Here is a 16,767-nt window from a genome sequence, read left to right on the forward strand (position 1 = left end):
CCAAAATCTATAATGAACCTTACTTGATCAGTGTAACAAGTGGTTTATCTTTTTCAACAATATAGGTAGCAAGCTCACTCGCTTTGGTGGTTCCTACATTTTTCGCCGAATGCACGGTTCCGTAAGGGATAAATAAAACGTCGCCGGCTTTAAGCGTCACCGGTTGTTGGCCTGCTACTTGGTATTCTAAAACACCTTCAAGTACATAAATAATTTCTTCGCCGAAATGTGTATGCTGCGGGAATGACATTCCTTTTTCAACATCTACGCGTACCTGTACCATTTCACGGCCGGGAATACTAAGGTCATGCCGCTGTAATTCGGTGCGGTTTGCTACAGCTTTTTGAGCCATTACAGATGAAGGAAGAGTAAAAACTGCAAGGGCAGTAATAATAATAGCTGTAGCCAGTCTGTTTTTGTTAGTTTTCATAGCTTTTGGTTTTAATTTTTAGTAAAACTACAGCCTCAACCCATCCTTTAGCAATTGCCATATCAATGAACCGGACTAAATCATCGTTCATGCAGACATTCGCTATACCGAAATAGCCGTTTTTTGAACCCGGATTTTGTTGTGCAAGCCAGTTTTATGTATTGACGGGTTTTTAACAATGTTTCAACCAGGATAGATAATATTTTCGGGAATCGATGCTGTTCCACAAAAGATGAGTGCGAAAGCAGGCATGCTGCGTAATGAGTATGGTAGTCGCCATTATATACGACTTGCAACTAATGCACCTACACACTGCAGGTGGCCTTCGCAGAAAAAAACAGGGGATGGCTGAACAATGTATTGACCATCTCGGGCCGGGTGCCGTTTTTCTATTATTTATATCCTGCATATCTTGTTGATTCACCTGCATTAGGGCTCAATTGTATTTTGTATGGCGTCCCATACGCAGGTGTGTCTGAAAATCATCGCTCGGGATTACCATTGCTTTATCTGGTGTTTATATTTGTTGAAGTATTGTTGTACTTTGCCTGCCGATGGTATGCCAGGTATAAGCTCTCCCATCCGGAAAAAATCTGAGTGAAGTATATTTGATAAAACAGTAAAGCGAGTTTTAAGACTTCAGATTGTATGCTTTTAAAAAGAATTAAACTTTAACGGATAACCATGGCTGAAATACCGATAACACAAAAAAAAATTGCAGACCAGGCAGCCCGCGATGGCAATGTTACTACCCTGGTCGATTTTATACTGAATTATGGCGATAGGTCACAGTTGTCGCAGTGGTATGGGGATACGGGTTATCAATCGGAAAATAGCCCCGAGGAGAATGCCCGGTTAATAATATCTCATGCAAACTATTTTGATAGCTGGGCAGATTATGAAAAATTTAAAACCGGGTTATCAACAAATCCGTCCTTGCAGCAATTTGAGCAGGCCGCCGACGCTATAGCTGCCGGAGATGCGAATACGCTCAAAAAGCTGCTGGCACAAAGGCCAGGCCTGATAAATGAGCGTTCGCGGCGCAATCATCACAGCACATTGTTAAATTATGTTGGTGCAAATGGCTTTGAAGCATGGCGCCAGAAAACACCACAAAATGCCGTGGAAATTGCGGCTATACTTTTAGACGCAGGCGCAGAAGTTGACGCCTGGGGCGATATGTATCGGGGAACATCTACACTCGGACTTGTTGCCACCAGTGTGCACCCGGTTATCACCGGAGTACAGGAAGAGCTGATGGATATCCTGATCAGGCATGGTGCCGACCCCAATCATGCGGTAGCTGCGGATTATACCGATGGCAATCTGATCCTGGCCTGTCTGCATAATGGCCGTTATGAACCTGTCCGTTACCTTGCTTCCAAAGGCGCGGGCGTTGAACTGGAAGGTGCCGGTGGTATTGGCGACCTGGAAAAGGTTAAATCTTACTTTGATGATCAGGGAGAACTTATTAGTAAAAGCATGGCTGCGAAGCGCGACGGCTGCCTGATCTGGGCTTGTGTTTGCGGTCATCGCCCGGTAGTTGAATTTTTACTGAAGCACGGCTGCGGCGTGCGCACCGTTTGGGACAATACCACGCCACTCCATTCGGCAGCCTACGGAGGGCAGGTGGAACTGGTAAAGATGCTGCTGAACGAAGGCGCAGACATGGAAGCATTGAATGGATACGGGGGCACTGTATTGGGCTCCACGCTTTGGGCGCTGTACAACAGCCGGAGGCCGGGCCACCTGGAAATCATGGAAATACTGATAGCCTCGGGTGCAGTTATTAAGGATGACTGGCAAATTTATATCGATGAAAAAAGAGCTGAAACATAGCCTGACCTATGAAAGGAGCTTGCATGGCAATTTTCCTACATGTCAATCGATCTTAATTTAGTCGATGGGTTAGCCATATTCATCGAAAAAAGATTTTCAGGCAGTATGATATCCGGGTATTTATCCATCATATAAGCCTTTTGAACGGGAACGTCAAATGCCCTGATCACGCGCTGGTTAAATGTTTTCACCCTGATAGTTTCGCTGTTTATGCGGAGGAGGATCACCGGTTGCGGCGCTCCGTTTACCTGTACGCTGTAATTATAATCTATCCCCTGAAAATAAATAGTTGTTTCATAACCGAATTCATAAACCTCTTTGGCCTTTTTGATCTTTTTTGATTTAACGGAAAGGATCAGGTAAAAAATACCAGCCCAGGCCAGCAACAATGGTACAAATATTATCCAGCCGCCCATGCTGCCAAAAAAGACTATTAAGGGTGCTCCAAAGCAAAGATTAAACATCAATCCAAAACTGGTATAAAAGGGTTTGGAATAAAAATAAGTGATTCTTCTGCTCACATCATCTGTTATTAACCTGATAGGCACCATGATTTGTACTTTATGATTTAAACCAATATAAAATAGTTATTGTTTTAGGGCCCAAAGAACGGAGGGGGGGTAATTGGCCGCGATTCTACCAATGCTCTTTTAGTTTGAACAAGGCGGCACACGTCGTAAAAATATCAACCATTATTGCTTTGCTTTAATACGAATGTTAAAAAGCAATGGCATATTGAATATTTGTCAGGTCGAACTGAAAAAAAAGCATTTTTTGTGAAATTTTTTCAGTGATCTCAAGTGTTTATTCTACTGGCATTGGCTTTGAATTGAATGAACTGGTTTAATTAATATAAGTTTCAATCATTAATTTATTTAAGGAGGAAGACCTATGACATTGGTTAAATTTAATGCCGACAAAAAGAATAACAGTTCGTTATTACCGTCATTTAATGATGTTTTTGAATCAATCTTAAACGATTCTTTTTTCAATGACCGCCTGGTAGCGCGCGTTCCCGCAGCTAACATCAGCGAAACCGAGGATCATTATCATGTTGAACTGGCTGCGCCCGGCCTAAAAAAGGAAGATTTCAAAATTAACCTTGACCGCAATGTGCTGAACATTTCGGTAGAACGTCAAAACGAAAGCAGCGACGTTCAAAAAAATTACAGTAAACGTGAATATAGCTACAGTTCATTTGTGCGTTCGTTTACGTTGCCCGACAGCGCCAATGCCGAAAATATTGAGGCGTCTTATACAGACGGCGTCCTGAAGATCGATATTGCTAAACGCGAAGAAGCTAAGGCTATACGCAGGCAAATTGAAATTAAATAAGTGGGATAGTTTTTTAAATGAGGCTCCTGTTAAAGCAGGAGCCTCTTAATTTATGGCTATGGAACTCGGGTTTTATATTTTGCTGAGCGTTAGAACACCGGCAGGATTTGATAGTTATGGACAGTATTTTTTTGGTAATGACCGAAATTTCGCCCACCTGCTTTTTGACAGCTTTAAGGGTAGGGAACCTTTGGGCTCCGATTTACTTCATATCGACCTGATGGAAACAACGGATGAAATCCCGGTAAAAATCAAGTCGATATCCTGTACACTTGAGGAGCTAACCTGCAATATCAAATTGATTGTCCGGGGTATCTTCCGGCAGAAAAACCTCACAGAATTTAACGGATATGGACAGGCAACAATGGAGTGAAATGCTCATCGGCATGCTCACGATGCTGGTGTTATTGACAGAATTGTTTTTATGGTTAACCAGCCCAGGTCACCGCTTGCCCGAAATGAATCAGAAATTATTGCTCACCGGCGCCTTGCTTTGGATATCGGGCATTCTTTTTCGTATAAACAAAACAGACAGCGATGACTGGGCGATATAATATTGAAACGCTTGTTCTGCTCTTGACTTCGTGAAATGGTATTTTTTTCCTGATTGGGTGCAGTCTTCGTACACCAGGTTTCCACGGGGCGTTTTTGCAGCAAGTGATTAAAAACGGTAGCCCATACCTACGCCGATGATCCATGGCCTGATCTTTACATCAGCCGGTATGTTTTTCAAAACCGGCGCAAGTTCGGGTTTGCCCGCAGGCGTTAAATTGGATGCATCAACCTTTACATCGGTAGAGAGAAATATTTTCTTCAGATCAATATTCAAGAATACTTTTTTACTGATATCGAAATCAGCACCCAACTGAGTTGCAAAAGCAAAACTGTTGTTGTAATCAATGCCGCCTACGGTTGAACCTTTATCGGCATTGTAAAAAATAGTGTAGTTAAGCCCCGCGCCGATATAGGGTTTAAAAAGGGTACCTGTGGGCAAATGATATTGCAAAGTAAGCGTAGGCGGAAGCAACCATACTTTACCGAGATCAACATCGGCCGAAGAGCCGGCACCAATAGCACTCAGGTTGGAGCCTTTTGTTTTTACCTGGTGTTTTGTAGTCGCCAGGATTAATTCTGCAGAAAAGTTTTTGGCAAAAAAGTAGGTAAAATCGAGCTCGGGAACAACAGTATTGGAAATGTTTATGTCTCCGCCGATAACGCCTATCGTCGCGCTTTCCTGGGGGATAACCCCAATTGCCCTGAGGCGGATATTCCATTCATTTTTTTGCTGAGCGAAAGCAGTTATCCCGCTTAATAAAAATAAGATCAAAGTAGTAAAGAAAATCTTTTTCATAATGATTTGTATTAAATTATGGGTCAAATGTATCCCGCAGGTGATAGACTTTGCCTGACAGGAAACAGTTGTTCTCATGATACTTATCATTTCGCGTTTACCCGGTTTATCACTGGAATGGCGACCCGGAAACGAGCATAATACCGATGCTGCCCGCAATAAAAAAGACCCGCCCAGGGAGCGGATCTTTTTAAAGTAAATTAGTTTGAGTAGGCGCTTAGGCACGGTATATCGCGTCAATGAGCAGTTTGGCCCGGCCTGCCCTAAAAGTTTTTGTTATGCAGATTAGGGTGTAGCTATTTCAAGTACAATCCGCCCATCTACCTTACCATTTTTCAGGTCGGCCAAAACCGTATTGATGTCCTCTAATTTTGCGGTATGTATGGTGGCTTTAACTTTTCCTTCCACGGCGAACTCGATGGCTTCCTGCAGGTCTTTACGAGTGCCTACAATTGATCCCCTGATGGTATAGCGGTTTAGCACGGTTTCAAATATGGGAAGATCAAAGCTGCCGGGTGGCAATCCATTCAGCGCGATAGTCCCTTTTCTTCTTAACGCGGATATACCTTGTTTAAACGCGATGGGTGATACAGCGGTAACCAACACGCCATGCATACCCCCTGTTTCTTTTTGTAAAAACGTGCCGGGGTCGGTACTTCTGGCATTAACGATCAGCTCGGCGCCAAGGTTTTTAGCTAATTCCAGTTTTGTATCATCTACATCAATAGCCGCAACATGCATGCCCATGGCTTTGGCATATTGTACAGCTAAGTGCCCAAGGCCACCTATGCCGGAAATAGCTACCCATTCTCCGGGTTTGGTTTCCGTTTCTTTAAGGCCTTTGTAAACGGTAACACCCGCGCAAATGATCGGTGCCATCGCGGTACAATCCGAGCCTGCCGGGAAATGCCCAACATAACGGGAATCGGCCACCACATATTCTGCATAACCGCCATCAACGCTATAGCCGCCATTTCGCTGGTCGTTACATAAGGTTTCCCAACCCGTAATACAAAATTCGCAGCATCCACAGGCGCTGTACAGCCAGGGTACACCTACAATATCACCTTCCTTCAAGCCTTTAACATCAGGACCAAGCGCTACTACATAACCAATAGCCTCATGGCCGGGGATCAGTGGCATTTTGGGTTTAACCGGCCAGTCGCCGTCTGCCGCGTGCAGGTCGGTATGGCAAACACCACTGGCTATTACTTTAACCAGTATTTCATGTTGGCCCGGCTCGCGAACCGGCATTTCTTCTATTTGCAAAGGTCGGCCAAATTCGTGCACTACGGCGGCTTTCATTTTTTTAGGTATCATATTTTCAATGGCTTATGACTAATGATTTTTTTATTAATACAAAGCTTGCGGAATTTAGTGGCTTAAATAGTGATCAAAATCACCTGCTGTGGTGATATGGGGCATTCAACTGGGGGGGAGATTGCATGAAAATACAAGATGGGATAGATAAGCGCTATTTTCCTTCATAAATGACCCCGGATGTCGGCGTTTCTTTCAATTCAATTTTAGTAAGCCCACCCAATTTTCCTGTTACGCTGTTCCAGATCCATACGGCCAGGTTTTCGGCCGTGGGGTTTTCCAAACCAGGGACCTCGTTCAGAATGGTATGGTCTAATTGATCAACTATTGGTTTAACCGCGTTTTTGATCAAGGCGAAGTCAAGCACCCATCCTTCAGGTGTTGTTACCTCGCCTTCAAAATAAACTGTTAAATGGTAGGTATGACCATGTATGTTCCTGCATTTGTGGTGCGGCGGAACGTTGGGTAAAAAATGTGCAGAATCGAAAGTGAAGCTTTTGTAAATGATCATATAATACGCTTTTTGCGGTTTTTAGTTTGCGGGCAAAAGAAGCGCGGAAAGTACTCTGATAAAATGATCTGTATTTCTTTATTCGTTGATTGAAATCACTCGCGCATTGGTTAAAATATCTCCGGGTTATATTTACTATACCGGCAGCAATGATTTTCGAAGTACTTACCCGTATCCTTAAGTTCACAATGCGGTACAAGTTTTTTACGCGACAAATAGTTTTTTATTATTGGTTTTTGGGGTTAGATGTTGTTTTATAGATGTTGACAATCAGATTGATAAATGACAATCGTCACTATTTTAACACCCGCTGCGCTGCAACTTTACATCGTCAGGAACGATGTTATGAAAACACTTGAAAGCGATAAAATACCTGTTGTTTTTAGAATACACCTGCAAAAAAATGATGGTTATACAGCGGCTATTATTGACGGGCAGCTGGTTAAATATTACGGCATATATAACCTTGATAACCAAGTTGAGAGCCGGCTATACAATATCGAACGAAATCATAGAAAACATTAATCATATCAATTAATCAATCCTTTAAGCCATGAAAACTATTTTAGTACCCACCGATTTTTCGGAACCTGCAAAAAACGCCGCGAGTTATGCTATAAACCTTGCGCAAATATAAAAGCGGGCTTGATATTATGTCATGCCATTAAAATACCTTCAGAAACGCCCATGGCAGCGCAGGTAGCCTGGCCTTTAGAGGATTATACATCGCTCAAAGCAGATGCAGATAAGGAATTGGAACAACTTTCTGTAACCTTACAACAGGAAACTCCTTACGCCAAAGCGGGTGCGGGCCATAGGGTTATTAATACCTGTTGTGACGTAGGCGAGGTAATTGATGTAGTAACAGGCAAAATAGAGGAAGAAAAGAGCGTAATGGTTGTTATGGGCATGTCGGGAGCGGGGGCTATGAGCAGATTTTTTTTAGGTAGCAACACGCAGGATATGATCAGCGATGCCGCCTTTCCGGTTTTACTCATCCCATCGCAAGCAAAATATCACCCTGTAACCAAAATAGCTTTCGCTACCGATTTGAACAACAGCGATATAGAAATGATCCATTCGGTGGCAAGCCTGGCACGTTATTTTAATGCAGAGCTATTGATAGCCCATGTAACCGACGAGAAATATGAAACAGGTGATGAAAAACAGGAGGTAGAAGCTTTTTTAAATGAAGTGACCTGTAAAGCCAACTATCCTAAAATTTATTACAGGCATATTAAAGGTACGGGTATAATGCGCGGGCTCGATTGGCTCAGCGAACACGGAGTGATCGATATGCTGGTGATGGTACACCGTAAAGTTAATCCCCTTGAGCGTTTGTTTGGCATCAGTTATACTAAAAAACTTTCGCATCATATTGAAATACCTCTGCTGGTGTTACCGGAAGGGCTTCCGCCGTTGCATTTCTAAAACAGGAGATGGGAGGGAGTGCATAAGATCACATAGCAACGCGCGTTACTCTTTGTTTTTTAGCTGTGAAAAATGATACTCATCACTTTTCCATCCAACAGCCATCATTTTTCAGGTGCCGGATTACAGCCATTTTTGATCTTATAAATAGATCATCAATGGCTGTAAATATACTTACCCAAACTACCTGTTACCACTGCGGTAACGATTGTGATAAAGATCATTATGTGTTAGATGGCAAAGATTTTTGCTGTACTGGCTGTAAGGGTGTTTATAAAGTGTTATCCAATAGTGGGTTATGTAACTACTACAGTTATAATGAACACCCCGGCGCAACCCGCACCCATGTGGAAAAGCGGTTTGAATACCTTGATGATCCTTCGATCATAGCAGACCTGGTTGATTTTACAGACGAAAACATTACCATATTAACGCTTTATATCCCTTATATCCATTGCAGTTCATGTATTTGGCTGCTTGAGCAGTTGAATAGGTTTAACCCTGCCATTTATTACAGCCGGATTGACTTTTTAAAGAAACAGGTAAACCTGCGCTTTAATAACAAAGAGATAAGTTTAAGACAGGTTGTGGAACTATTGGTTGATATCGGCTATGAGCCACTTATTAACCTCCAGGATGTTATTAAAAAACAGCAAACCGGTGCTGGCGATAACCTTGTAAAAAAGATAGCGGTAGCCGGGTTTTGTTTCGGTAATGTGATGCTGCTTAGTTTTCCCGAGTATTTGGGATTATCGGAATATGAGCAAACTTTCAGGCATTTTTTTGGCTGGTTGAACGTGTTGTTTTCGTTGCCGGTTGTTTTCTACAGCGGTAGGGAATATTTCCAATCGGCCTATACAAACCTCCGTAATAAAATATTGAATATCGATTTTCCGCTGGCGCTGGGCATAGCCGTGCTTTTTTTGCGTACGCTGATTGAGGTACTAACCCATGCGGGAGCCGGTTTTGCTGATACGCTTTGCGGGCTGGTGTTCTTTTTACTGGTGGGTAAATTTGTTCAGCGAAAAACCTATTACCATATCTCTTTTGAGCGTGACTACCGTTCGTTTTTCCCTGTTGCCGTACAGATTGTTGAGAACGGTATAGAAAAGCCGCTGCCCTTATCAGCCCTGAAAGTAGGTCAGCGGATTCGCATTCGTAGTAATGAGATTATTCCGGCCGATGCGATATTACTAAATGGCGAAGCGCGGATTGATTTTAGCTTTGTTACCGGCGAGTCAGCTCCCGTGACAAAGGTTTGGGGTGAAGTGGTTTATGCCGGTGGCCGGCAAATGGGCGAAGCTATTGAATTGGAGGTAATTAAACCAGTATCACAAAGCTACCTTACCCAATTGTGGAACAATGAAGCTTTTAGCCGTAGCCAGGACAACCGGATGCAAACCTTTAACCAAAAGGTAAGTAAGTATTTCAGCATTGTTTTACTGGTGATTGCATTGGGTTCATTAGTTTTTTGGCTGCCGGTCGATGTTTACCGTGCTTTTTCGGCATTTACAGCTGTGTTGATTGTTGCCTGCCCCTGTGCACTGGCCTTAAGTACTCCGTTCACTATGTCGGCGGCGCTCAGCGTTTTTGATCGTAATTTTTTCTACCTCAAAAACACCGCCGTTGTTGAACAGCTGGCCCGTATCAATACCATCGTTTTAGATAAAACCGGCACCATTACTATTGGCGGCGAAAACGGTGTAAGCAACAATGCGCAGCTAAGCAGTTACGATGAACAACTCATATACAGCATTTGCAGTAATTCGGCGCATCCCTTAAGCGTTCAGATTTGCGATTACCTCAAGGGCGCAGAAAAACTTCGGGTAAGTAATTACCGGGAAATAGCCGGAAAAGGTATCACTGCCTGGGTTGATGGGTATAATGTTCAGGTGGGCAGCCAGTCGTTTTTAACAGGAGGAGTAGACATCGCAAAATCAACCGAAGTACACCTGATGATTAACGGGCGATACGCCGGTTATTTCAGCTTTGTTAACAAGTATCGCGAAGGGCTTGAAGATATTGCGCGGCTGGCCGCGGATTATAAAATTTACTTGTTATCAGGCGATCAGGACCGGGAGCGGAAAAATTTACTGCCTTATTTTAAGGGGGAGGGATATATGCTGTTTAACCAATCCCCGCAGCAAAAGCTTGATTTTATAAAGGCTTTACAGCTGGCCGGTAAAAAGGTAATGATGATAGGTGATGGCTTGAATGATTCGGGTGCTTTAAAACAAAGTGATTTGGGGATAGCTATTACGGATAACGTTAACAATTTTTCGCCCGGCAGCGATGCTATTTTAGATGGGCGTTCGCTCAGGTTGCTGCCCGCATTTCTTAAATTATCAAAGGATAGTATCACCATTATCCACATCTCGTTTTTTATATCGCTTTGCTATAACCTATTAGGATTAAGCTATGCTGTAAGCGGCAGGCTTTCACCGCTTATAGCGGCCATATTGATGCCTTTAAGTACTGCAACCATCATTTCGTTCACAAGCATAGCAACACACCTCGCCGCTAAAAAAAGAAAATTATCATGAACATTATTTATTTCCTGATCGGGTGCAGCGTGCTGCTTGCACTCGTGTTTTTAGGCGCTTTTTTTTGGGCCCAGCGTAACGGCCAGCATGATGATCTGTATACCCCATCGGTAAGGATCCTGCTGGATGATGAACCAACTGATAAAGATAAAAAATGACCAATGTCATTATTCGGGCAAACCGTCATCATTCTGTCGGCGGCAGCCCCTCAATACTTTTACACCATCAAATTATTTAATATCATATGCAGCCCGAAAATTTTTACTATGACAACAAGATCGTCCGGAATTTTGGTATCGCCACGGTGATCTGGGGTATAATTGGGATGACCGTAGGCCTCATCGTAGCCATACAATTGTATAGCCCGGGGATGAACATGGGCAACCAATACACTACATTTGGCCGCATCAGGCCCTTACACACCAATGCGGTGATCTTCGCTTTTGTGGGTAACGCTATTTTTATGGGTGTTTACTATTCATTACAGCGGCTGTTAAAAGCGCGGATGTTTAGCGATGCCCTTAGTCAAATTCACTTTTGGGGCTGGCAGCTCATCATTGTTTCGGCTGTTATTACGTTACCCTTAGGTTTAACCACCTCGCATGAATATGCCGAACTTGAATGGCCAATAGATATTGCAATTACCCTTATCTGGGTTGTGTTTGGCATTAATATGTTTGGAACCATATTTAAACGCCGCGAACGGCATTTATATGTTGCCATATGGTTTTACATAGCCACGTTTGTCACCATAGCTGTATTGCATATTGTAAATTCATTTGAACTGCCGGTATCAGCCTTTAAAAGTTACATGGTATATGCCGGCGTGCAGGATGCATTGGTACAATGGTGGTATGGCCACAATGCAGTGGCATTTTTCCTGACCACCCCATACCTGGGCATGATGTATTACTTTTTGCCCAAAATGGCCAACAGGCCTATCTATTCCTATAAGTTAAGTATCCTGCACTTTTGGGCGCTCATTTTTATATATATCTGGGCCGGCCCGCACCATTTACTGTACACCACGCTTCCCGGTTGGGCGCAGTCATTAGGTGTTGCCTTTTCAATTATGCTGTTAGCACCAAGCTGGGGCGGTATGATCAATGGTTTGCTCACCCTGCGCGGTGCCTGGGATAAAGTTCGTGATGATGTGATCCTGAAATTTATGGTAGTTGGCTTAACTGCTTATGGTATGGCCACGTTTGAAGGTCCTATGCTTTCATTGAAACAGGTGAACGCCATAGGCCACTTTACCGATTGGATAATTGCCCACGTACACGTTGGCGCTTTGGGCTGGAACGGCTTTTTAACCTTTGCCATCCTTTACTGGCTTATTCCGCGTATTTATAAAACGCAGTTATATTCAAAAAAGATGGCCTCGTTTCATTTTTGGATAGGCACGCTCGGGATCCTGTTTTACGCCATACCAATGTATTGGGCTGGTTTTACCCAGGGTTTAATGCTTAAAGAGTTTACACCCGAGGGGATACTGAAATATCCCGCTTTTCTGGAAACAACGATGCGCATATTGCCTATGCATGTTATGCGTTCTGTAGGCGGTGGATTATACCTGCTGGGCGTTATTGTAATGGCATATAACCTTTGCCGCACCGCGCTGCAGGGCAAACTCGTTGCAAATGAGCCTGCCCAGGCTATGCCGTTGCCTGCTTTAAGCACAACCGGGCATGAAGAAACATGGCACCGGGTATTGGAACGCCGACCAATACAAATGATGATAGCCGCATTGCTGGTTATACTGGTAGGTACTTTTATTGAGTTGATGCCAACGCTAACTATATCATCAAATATCCCCACGATAGCGGCGGTAAAACCTTATACTCCGCTTGAGTTGCAGGGACGTGACCTTTATATCAGAGAGGGCTGCTCAAACTGCCACTCACAAACTGTAAGGCCTTTCCGCTCAGAAACCGAGCGCTATGGCGAATACAGCAAGGCGGGCGAATTTGTTTATGATCACCCGTTTTTATGGGGATCAAAACGTACCGGGCCCGACCTGGCGCGCGAGGGCGGCAAATACGGCAATGCCTGGCACTATAACCACCTGATGGACCCACGCCTCATGTCGCCGGGGAGTATCATGCCAAATTATGATTGGCTGTTAACCCAAAATCTTGATACAGCTACCACAGCCGCCAAAATAAAGGCCATGCGCACACTGGGTGTCCCGTATCCCGAAGGATATGAAAAAATAGCCAATAGCGATCTTCGTAAACAGGAAAAAGAAATTGCCGATAACCTGTATAACGATCATATAAAGGTTAAAAACAATAAAGAAATAGTAGCCTTGATAGCTTACCTGCAACGTTTGGGTACCGATATCAAAGCAAGCAAAACCGCCGCTAAATAACAAAAGCAATGTTTAAGCAATTTACAGAACACATTTCGGGTGCCCAGGGTTACCTGTTATTTTCTCTGGGGATCTTCCTCGTATTTTTTATTGTAGTAGCTATCCTGCTTTTCAGGCTCAGGAAACAGCATGTAGATCATATGCGTAACCTTCCTTTGAAGGATAGTCATGGTGAATCCCTTAATTCTTACAACTTATGAAATACCGCCGCCTGTTAATTTTACTTGTATTAATGATACCGTTACAACCGGCAATGGCCGCCGATGACAGCCTGATACCGGGCGATTTGATGAACGAGATAGGGTATGGAGCAATTATAGCCATGCTGGCGTTGTTTATTGTAGCCATGCTGGTATTGCTCAGGGCGCTTAGGATATTGACAAAAATAACGCTCCGGGCGCAGGGGTATACAGAAGAGCAGATCATAGCGGAGATGAAACCCGCCAAAAAAGTTAAAAAGCCTAAAACAGAGGTTTGGAACAAATTACTGTCGCTAAGACCGATGTCTGAAGAAAAGGAGCTGATCATAGCACATGATTATGACGGTATCCAGGAGCTTAATAATCCTATTCCTGGCTGGTTCAGCTACCTGTTTTATATCACCATTGTTTTTGCAGTTGGTTACATCCTCATTTATCATGTATTTGGTGTTGGGCAGTTGCAATATGATGAATATAAAACAGAGATGGCCCAGGCAGATATTGCCAAAAAAGAATACCTGAGCAAGGCCGCTAACCGGGTTGACGAAACCACAGTTAAACTTGTTACCGATCAGGCTGTACTGGCTTCGGGACAGGCGATCTTTAAACAAAGCTGCGTTCCCTGCCACGGCGATCACGCACAAGGGGTAGTTGGCCCCAACCTTACCGATGACTACTGGCTGCATGGTGGTAAGATCAATGATGTGTTTAAAACCATAAAATATGGCGTACTGGCCAAAGGAATGCCCAACTGGGAGAAACAGTTATCGCCCAGGCAAATCTCGGATGTGGCAAACTATATAAAATCATTGCATGGCAGCAATCCGGCTAATCCTAAAGAACCGCAGGGCGAAAAAGATGTGGATGACATTGCGGCAAAAGGCAAAAAGATAGCAAAAATATAACAATTATGGACGGCTTACTGGCGGCAAAAGAAAACGGGAAAAGACAGTGGATGTATCCGCTGGTACGTAAAGGCAGGTTTTATAAATGGAGAAGCTGGTTAAGCTATTTTTATCTCATTTTCTTTTTTGCTGGGCCGTTTTTACGAATCAATGGCCAGCCGTTGTTGCTGCTCAATGTGATAGACCGGCAATTTGTACTGCTGGGGCAGGTGTTTTGGCCGCAGGATATTTTTCTGTTTATGCTGGCTTCACTTGTTTTTTTAGTTTGCGTGGTAATATTTACTATTGCTTTCGGTCGTATTTTCTGCGGATGGATCTGCCCGCAAACCATATTTATGGAAATGGTTTTCAGAAAGATAGAGATTTGGATAGAAGGGGATGCCAATAAGCGTAAAAAGCTTGATGCCGGTGCCTGGACACGGGAAAAAATTATCAAAAAAACAGCCAAGCATGCTTTGTTTGTATTGGTCTCCTTTCTGATCGCCAACACTTTCCTTGCTTATATCATCGGCAGCGAGAGCCTTGTTAAAATTATTGTTGAGCCTGTTACAGCCCACTGGGTTGGTTTTATCAGTATATGGGTATTCACTATTGTATTTTATTTGATTTACAGCCAGGTACGTGAGCTGGTTTGCACATTGATATGCCCTTACGGGCGTTTACAAAGTGTATTGATTGATGAGCATACTTTAGTAGTAGCTTATGACGATGTGCGCGGCGAACCACGGGGCAAGTTAAGCCGTAACGCGGACCCCTTTAACCTGAAAGGCGATTGCGTTGATTGTAGCCTGTGCGTTGCTGTTTGTCCTACAGGTATTGATATTCGTAAAGGAACTCAAATTGAATGTATTAACTGTACCGCCTGCATAGATGCCTGCGACCAGGTAATGGACAAGATAGGAAAGCCCCGCAACCTGATTGGCTACTTCTCCGAAAATATGATCAGGCTGAAAGAAAAGCCCTCGTTTACCGGGCGCATGATGGGATATACCGCGGTAATAACCGTGCTGGTAGCTGTACTTGGTTATTTTATTTTCAGCCGGAGCGATATGGATATCACCGTTATGCGCAGTGCGGGAATGCTTTATCAGCAACAGCAGGGCGGCTACATCAGTAATATTTATAATGCCGAAATCATTAATAAAACCAATCAGGATAAAGTGATCCGGATAGGAGCGGATGATCCGGCTGTTAAGATCAGTTATATCCAGGCGCCCGGACCGGTTGCAAAGGGCGGATCGGCTAAAACGGTGTTTTTTGTCATGCTCCCTGCATCAAAAATACATGCCGCCAAAACTACCATTAAACTGAACCTGTTGCTTGGCGGCAAGGTGGTTCAATCTGTTAAAACAAATTTTATAGCACCCACAAATGATTAAGCATATGAACTGGGGAAAAGGAATAGTAATAGGCATGCTGGCTTTTATGAGTTACATTGTAGCCATGGGCGTTGCCATGTTCAGGCAGCCCGACGATGTCGATCCGCATTATTACGAAAAAGGGCTTGCGTTTAATGCCGATTATGATAAAGAGAAGCAAGTGCTTAACGATAAAGCACAGCCATCAATCAGCATTAATAACAATATCCTTTTAGTAAAGTTTGCAGGCCCGGTAAAGGGAGCAGTAGATTTAAAGCGCCCGGACTACGGCAAAATGGACAAACATATCAATCTGCAGAGCAACCTGGCGGGGAATGTGAATATCCCTCTGACTGATGTAAAGCCAGGTAGGTGGCAACTGGTTTTTAATTGGGAAAACAACGGCAAAAAATACCTGTATACCAAAGAAATATTTATACCATGAGCCCCAGTCAAATCGCTTTTTTTATAGGCTTGTTCGGTAGTGTTCACTGTATAGGAATGTGCGGCCCGCTCGCCTTCGCTATCCCCATTAACCACAGTAGCTTTTGGCTGCTCTTGTGGGATAAGTTGGTATATAACCTTGGGCGTACTATAAGTTACGCAACCCTCGGGTTAATAACCGGGCTCATCGGTAAGCAATTATGGCTTTCAGGTTTGCAGCAGGGGGTAAGCATCATTAGCGGGATACTGATCCTGTTGGCGGCCGGTTCAAGATTGTGGAAGTTGAAAATTCGTAACAAAAGAAGTGACAACTGGCTGTTGAAGCCTTTTAATGCGTTGCTTACTTATGCGTTACAGCACCGGGCCGGCCATTTGGCCATAGGCTTGTTAAACGGCTTTTTACCCTGCGGTTTTGTTTACCTGGCGCTCATAGGCGCGGTAAACACTTCATCAGTGGGTGCTTCCGTGCAATATATGGTTTGGTTTGGTTTGGGTACCCTGCCTTTAATGCTGGCGGTCACTGTTGGCAGTGGATTTGTTAACCAGGGCATCCGAAGAAAGATGAACAGGGTGGTTCCCTATTTTATGCTATGCCTTGGCGCCTGGTTTTTACTGCGCGGGCTCGCGCTTGATATTCCTTATCTGAGTCCGCCATCGGCCAGCGGAACCGTTATTTGTAAGTAACACCATAGGTACATTGATGAGCCTCATGTTTATTCTAAATACATA

22 protein-coding genes are annotated in these 16,767 nt (G+C 43.8%); 17 read left to right on the plus strand and 5 right to left on the minus strand.

The genetic code is table 11. The features are described 5' to 3' along the window. Nucleotides 1-19: 19 nt before the first annotated feature. Nucleotides 20-430: a cupin domain-containing protein gene (locus tag ACEN82_RS04975; protein ID WP_413319642.1), complete on the minus strand. Its 411-nt coding sequence runs from the start codon at nucleotides 428-430 to the stop codon at nucleotides 20-22. Between the two features lie 318 nt (nucleotides 431-748). Here ACEN82_RS04975 and ACEN82_RS04980 point away from each other — a divergent pair, with 318 nt between their 5' ends. Next, nucleotides 749-1,027, plus strand: a complete 279-nt coding sequence (locus tag ACEN82_RS04980) for a hypothetical protein (RefSeq protein ID WP_413319644.1) — start codon at nucleotides 749-751, stop codon at nucleotides 1,025-1,027. 87 nt (nucleotides 1,028-1,114) lie between these two features. After that, on the plus strand, nucleotides 1,115-2,269 hold the full coding sequence (locus ACEN82_RS04985; RefSeq protein ID WP_413319646.1) for an ankyrin repeat domain-containing protein: 1,155 nt from the start codon (nucleotides 1,115-1,117) through the stop codon (nucleotides 2,267-2,269). 35 nt (nucleotides 2,270-2,304) lie between these two features. Here ACEN82_RS04985 and ACEN82_RS04990 read toward each other — a convergent pair whose 3' ends face one another. After that, entirely contained in the window at nucleotides 2,305-2,820 is a 516-nt protein-coding gene (locus ACEN82_RS04990; RefSeq protein WP_176628630.1) for a hypothetical protein, read from the minus strand. A 340-nt stretch (nucleotides 2,821-3,160) separates the two neighbouring features. Between ACEN82_RS04990 and ACEN82_RS04995 the strand changes: the two genes are divergently transcribed. From ACEN82_RS04995 to ACEN82_RS05005, 3 genes are read left to right on the plus strand one after another with little or no spacing between them, the layout of a single operon-like run. Next, nucleotides 3,161-3,604 (plus strand): Hsp20/alpha crystallin family protein, encoded by a 444-nt coding sequence (locus ACEN82_RS04995; RefSeq protein WP_413319648.1) that lies wholly within the window; start codon nucleotides 3,161-3,163, stop codon nucleotides 3,602-3,604. Nucleotides 3,605-3,656: 52 nt separating this feature from the next. Further along, nucleotides 3,657-3,977, plus strand: coding sequence for a hypothetical protein (locus ACEN82_RS05000; RefSeq protein ID WP_413319650.1), 321 nt, complete (start codon nucleotides 3,657-3,659; stop codon nucleotides 3,975-3,977). Next, nucleotides 3,955-4,158, plus strand: coding sequence for a hypothetical protein (locus ACEN82_RS05005; protein WP_413319652.1), 204 nt, complete (start codon nucleotides 3,955-3,957; stop codon nucleotides 4,156-4,158). The genes ACEN82_RS05000 and ACEN82_RS05005 overlap by 23 nt, the downstream gene beginning before the upstream one ends. A 107-nt stretch (nucleotides 4,159-4,265) precedes the next feature. On the opposite strand, the gene ACEN82_RS05010 is transcribed toward ACEN82_RS05005, so the two are convergent. Continuing rightward, entirely contained in the window at nucleotides 4,266-4,955 is a 690-nt protein-coding gene (locus tag ACEN82_RS05010) for an OmpW/AlkL family protein (RefSeq protein WP_413319654.1), read from the minus strand. A 76-nt stretch (nucleotides 4,956-5,031) separates the two neighbouring features. On the opposite strand from ACEN82_RS05010, the gene ACEN82_RS05015 reads away from it, so the two are divergent. Beyond that, nucleotides 5,032-5,154: a hypothetical protein gene (locus tag ACEN82_RS05015; protein ID WP_413319656.1), complete on the plus strand. Its 123-nt coding sequence runs from the start codon at nucleotides 5,032-5,034 to the stop codon at nucleotides 5,152-5,154. An 86-nt stretch (nucleotides 5,155-5,240) separates the two neighbouring features. Here the strand turns inward: ACEN82_RS05015 and adhP are convergent, their stop codons facing one another. Both adhP and queD read right to left on the minus strand, forming a co-directional pair. Further along, on the minus strand, nucleotides 5,241-6,275 hold the full coding sequence (gene adhP, locus ACEN82_RS05020; RefSeq protein ID WP_413319658.1) for an alcohol dehydrogenase AdhP: 1,035 nt from the start codon (nucleotides 6,273-6,275) through the stop codon (nucleotides 5,241-5,243). A gap of 154 nt (nucleotides 6,276-6,429) precedes the next feature. Further along, complete coding sequence (gene queD, locus ACEN82_RS05025; protein WP_413319660.1) at nucleotides 6,430-6,786, minus strand: 6-carboxytetrahydropterin synthase QueD; 357 nt, start codon at nucleotides 6,784-6,786, stop codon at nucleotides 6,430-6,432. A gap of 282 nt (nucleotides 6,787-7,068) precedes the next feature. Between queD and ACEN82_RS05030 the strand changes: the two genes are divergently transcribed. The 11 genes from ACEN82_RS05030 to ACEN82_RS05080 all read left to right on the plus strand — a co-directional run bounded on the left by ACEN82_RS05030 (nucleotide 7,069) and on the right by ACEN82_RS05080 (nucleotide 16,722). Continuing rightward, nucleotides 7,069-7,311 carry a hypothetical protein gene (locus tag ACEN82_RS05030; RefSeq protein ID WP_413319662.1) on the plus strand — a complete coding sequence of 81 codons (243 nt, stop codon included), beginning with the start codon at nucleotides 7,069-7,071 and terminating at the stop codon, nucleotides 7,309-7,311. A 28-nt stretch (nucleotides 7,312-7,339) separates the two neighbouring features. Next, nucleotides 7,340-7,423 (plus strand): universal stress protein, encoded by an 84-nt coding sequence (locus ACEN82_RS05035; RefSeq protein ID WP_413319754.1) that lies wholly within the window; start codon nucleotides 7,340-7,342, stop codon nucleotides 7,421-7,423. An 8-nt stretch (nucleotides 7,424-7,431) separates the two neighbouring features. Then, nucleotides 7,432-8,217, plus strand: coding sequence for a universal stress protein (locus tag ACEN82_RS05040; protein WP_413319664.1), 786 nt, complete (start codon nucleotides 7,432-7,434; stop codon nucleotides 8,215-8,217). 158 nt (nucleotides 8,218-8,375) lie between these two features. After that, nucleotides 8,376-10,760, plus strand: coding sequence for a heavy metal translocating P-type ATPase (locus ACEN82_RS05045; RefSeq protein ID WP_413319666.1), 2,385 nt, complete (start codon nucleotides 8,376-8,378; stop codon nucleotides 10,758-10,760). Then, the gene (gene ccoS / locus ACEN82_RS05050; RefSeq protein ID WP_091170101.1) at nucleotides 10,757-10,918 is read left to right on the plus strand and encodes a cbb3-type cytochrome oxidase assembly protein CcoS; all 162 of its coding nucleotides are present in this window, start codon (nucleotides 10,757-10,759) and stop codon (nucleotides 10,916-10,918) included. The genes ACEN82_RS05045 and ccoS overlap by 4 nt, the downstream gene beginning before the upstream one ends. Before the next feature lie 86 nt (nucleotides 10,919-11,004). After that, entirely contained in the window at nucleotides 11,005-13,131 is a 2,127-nt protein-coding gene (gene ccoN, locus ACEN82_RS05055) for a cytochrome-c oxidase, cbb3-type subunit I (protein WP_413319668.1), read from the plus strand. A gap of 8 nt (nucleotides 13,132-13,139) precedes the next feature. After that, a complete protein-coding gene (locus ACEN82_RS05060) occupies nucleotides 13,140-13,331 on the plus strand; it encodes a hypothetical protein (protein ID WP_091170095.1) in 192 nt (63 codons plus the stop codon). A 32-nt stretch (nucleotides 13,332-13,363) separates the two neighbouring features. Continuing rightward, nucleotides 13,364-14,236, plus strand: a complete 873-nt coding sequence (locus ACEN82_RS05065; protein ID WP_413319670.1) for a cbb3-type cytochrome c oxidase N-terminal domain-containing protein — start codon at nucleotides 13,364-13,366, stop codon at nucleotides 14,234-14,236. Between the two features lie 5 nt (nucleotides 14,237-14,241). Next, complete coding sequence (gene ccoG, locus ACEN82_RS05070; protein WP_413319672.1) at nucleotides 14,242-15,615, plus strand: cytochrome c oxidase accessory protein CcoG; 1,374 nt, start codon at nucleotides 14,242-14,244, stop codon at nucleotides 15,613-15,615. A 4-nt stretch (nucleotides 15,616-15,619) separates the two neighbouring features. Continuing rightward, entirely contained in the window at nucleotides 15,620-16,039 is a 420-nt protein-coding gene (locus tag ACEN82_RS05075; protein WP_413319674.1) for a FixH family protein, read from the plus strand. Next, nucleotides 16,036-16,722: a sulfite exporter TauE/SafE family protein gene (locus tag ACEN82_RS05080; RefSeq protein WP_413319676.1), complete on the plus strand. Its 687-nt coding sequence runs from the start codon at nucleotides 16,036-16,038 to the stop codon at nucleotides 16,720-16,722. Before ACEN82_RS05075 ends, ACEN82_RS05080 begins: the two co-directional genes overlap by 4 nt. Nucleotides 16,723-16,767: the final 45 nt, after the last annotated feature.

It is taken from the genome of Mucilaginibacter sp. Mucisp73, from assembly GCF_059491465.1.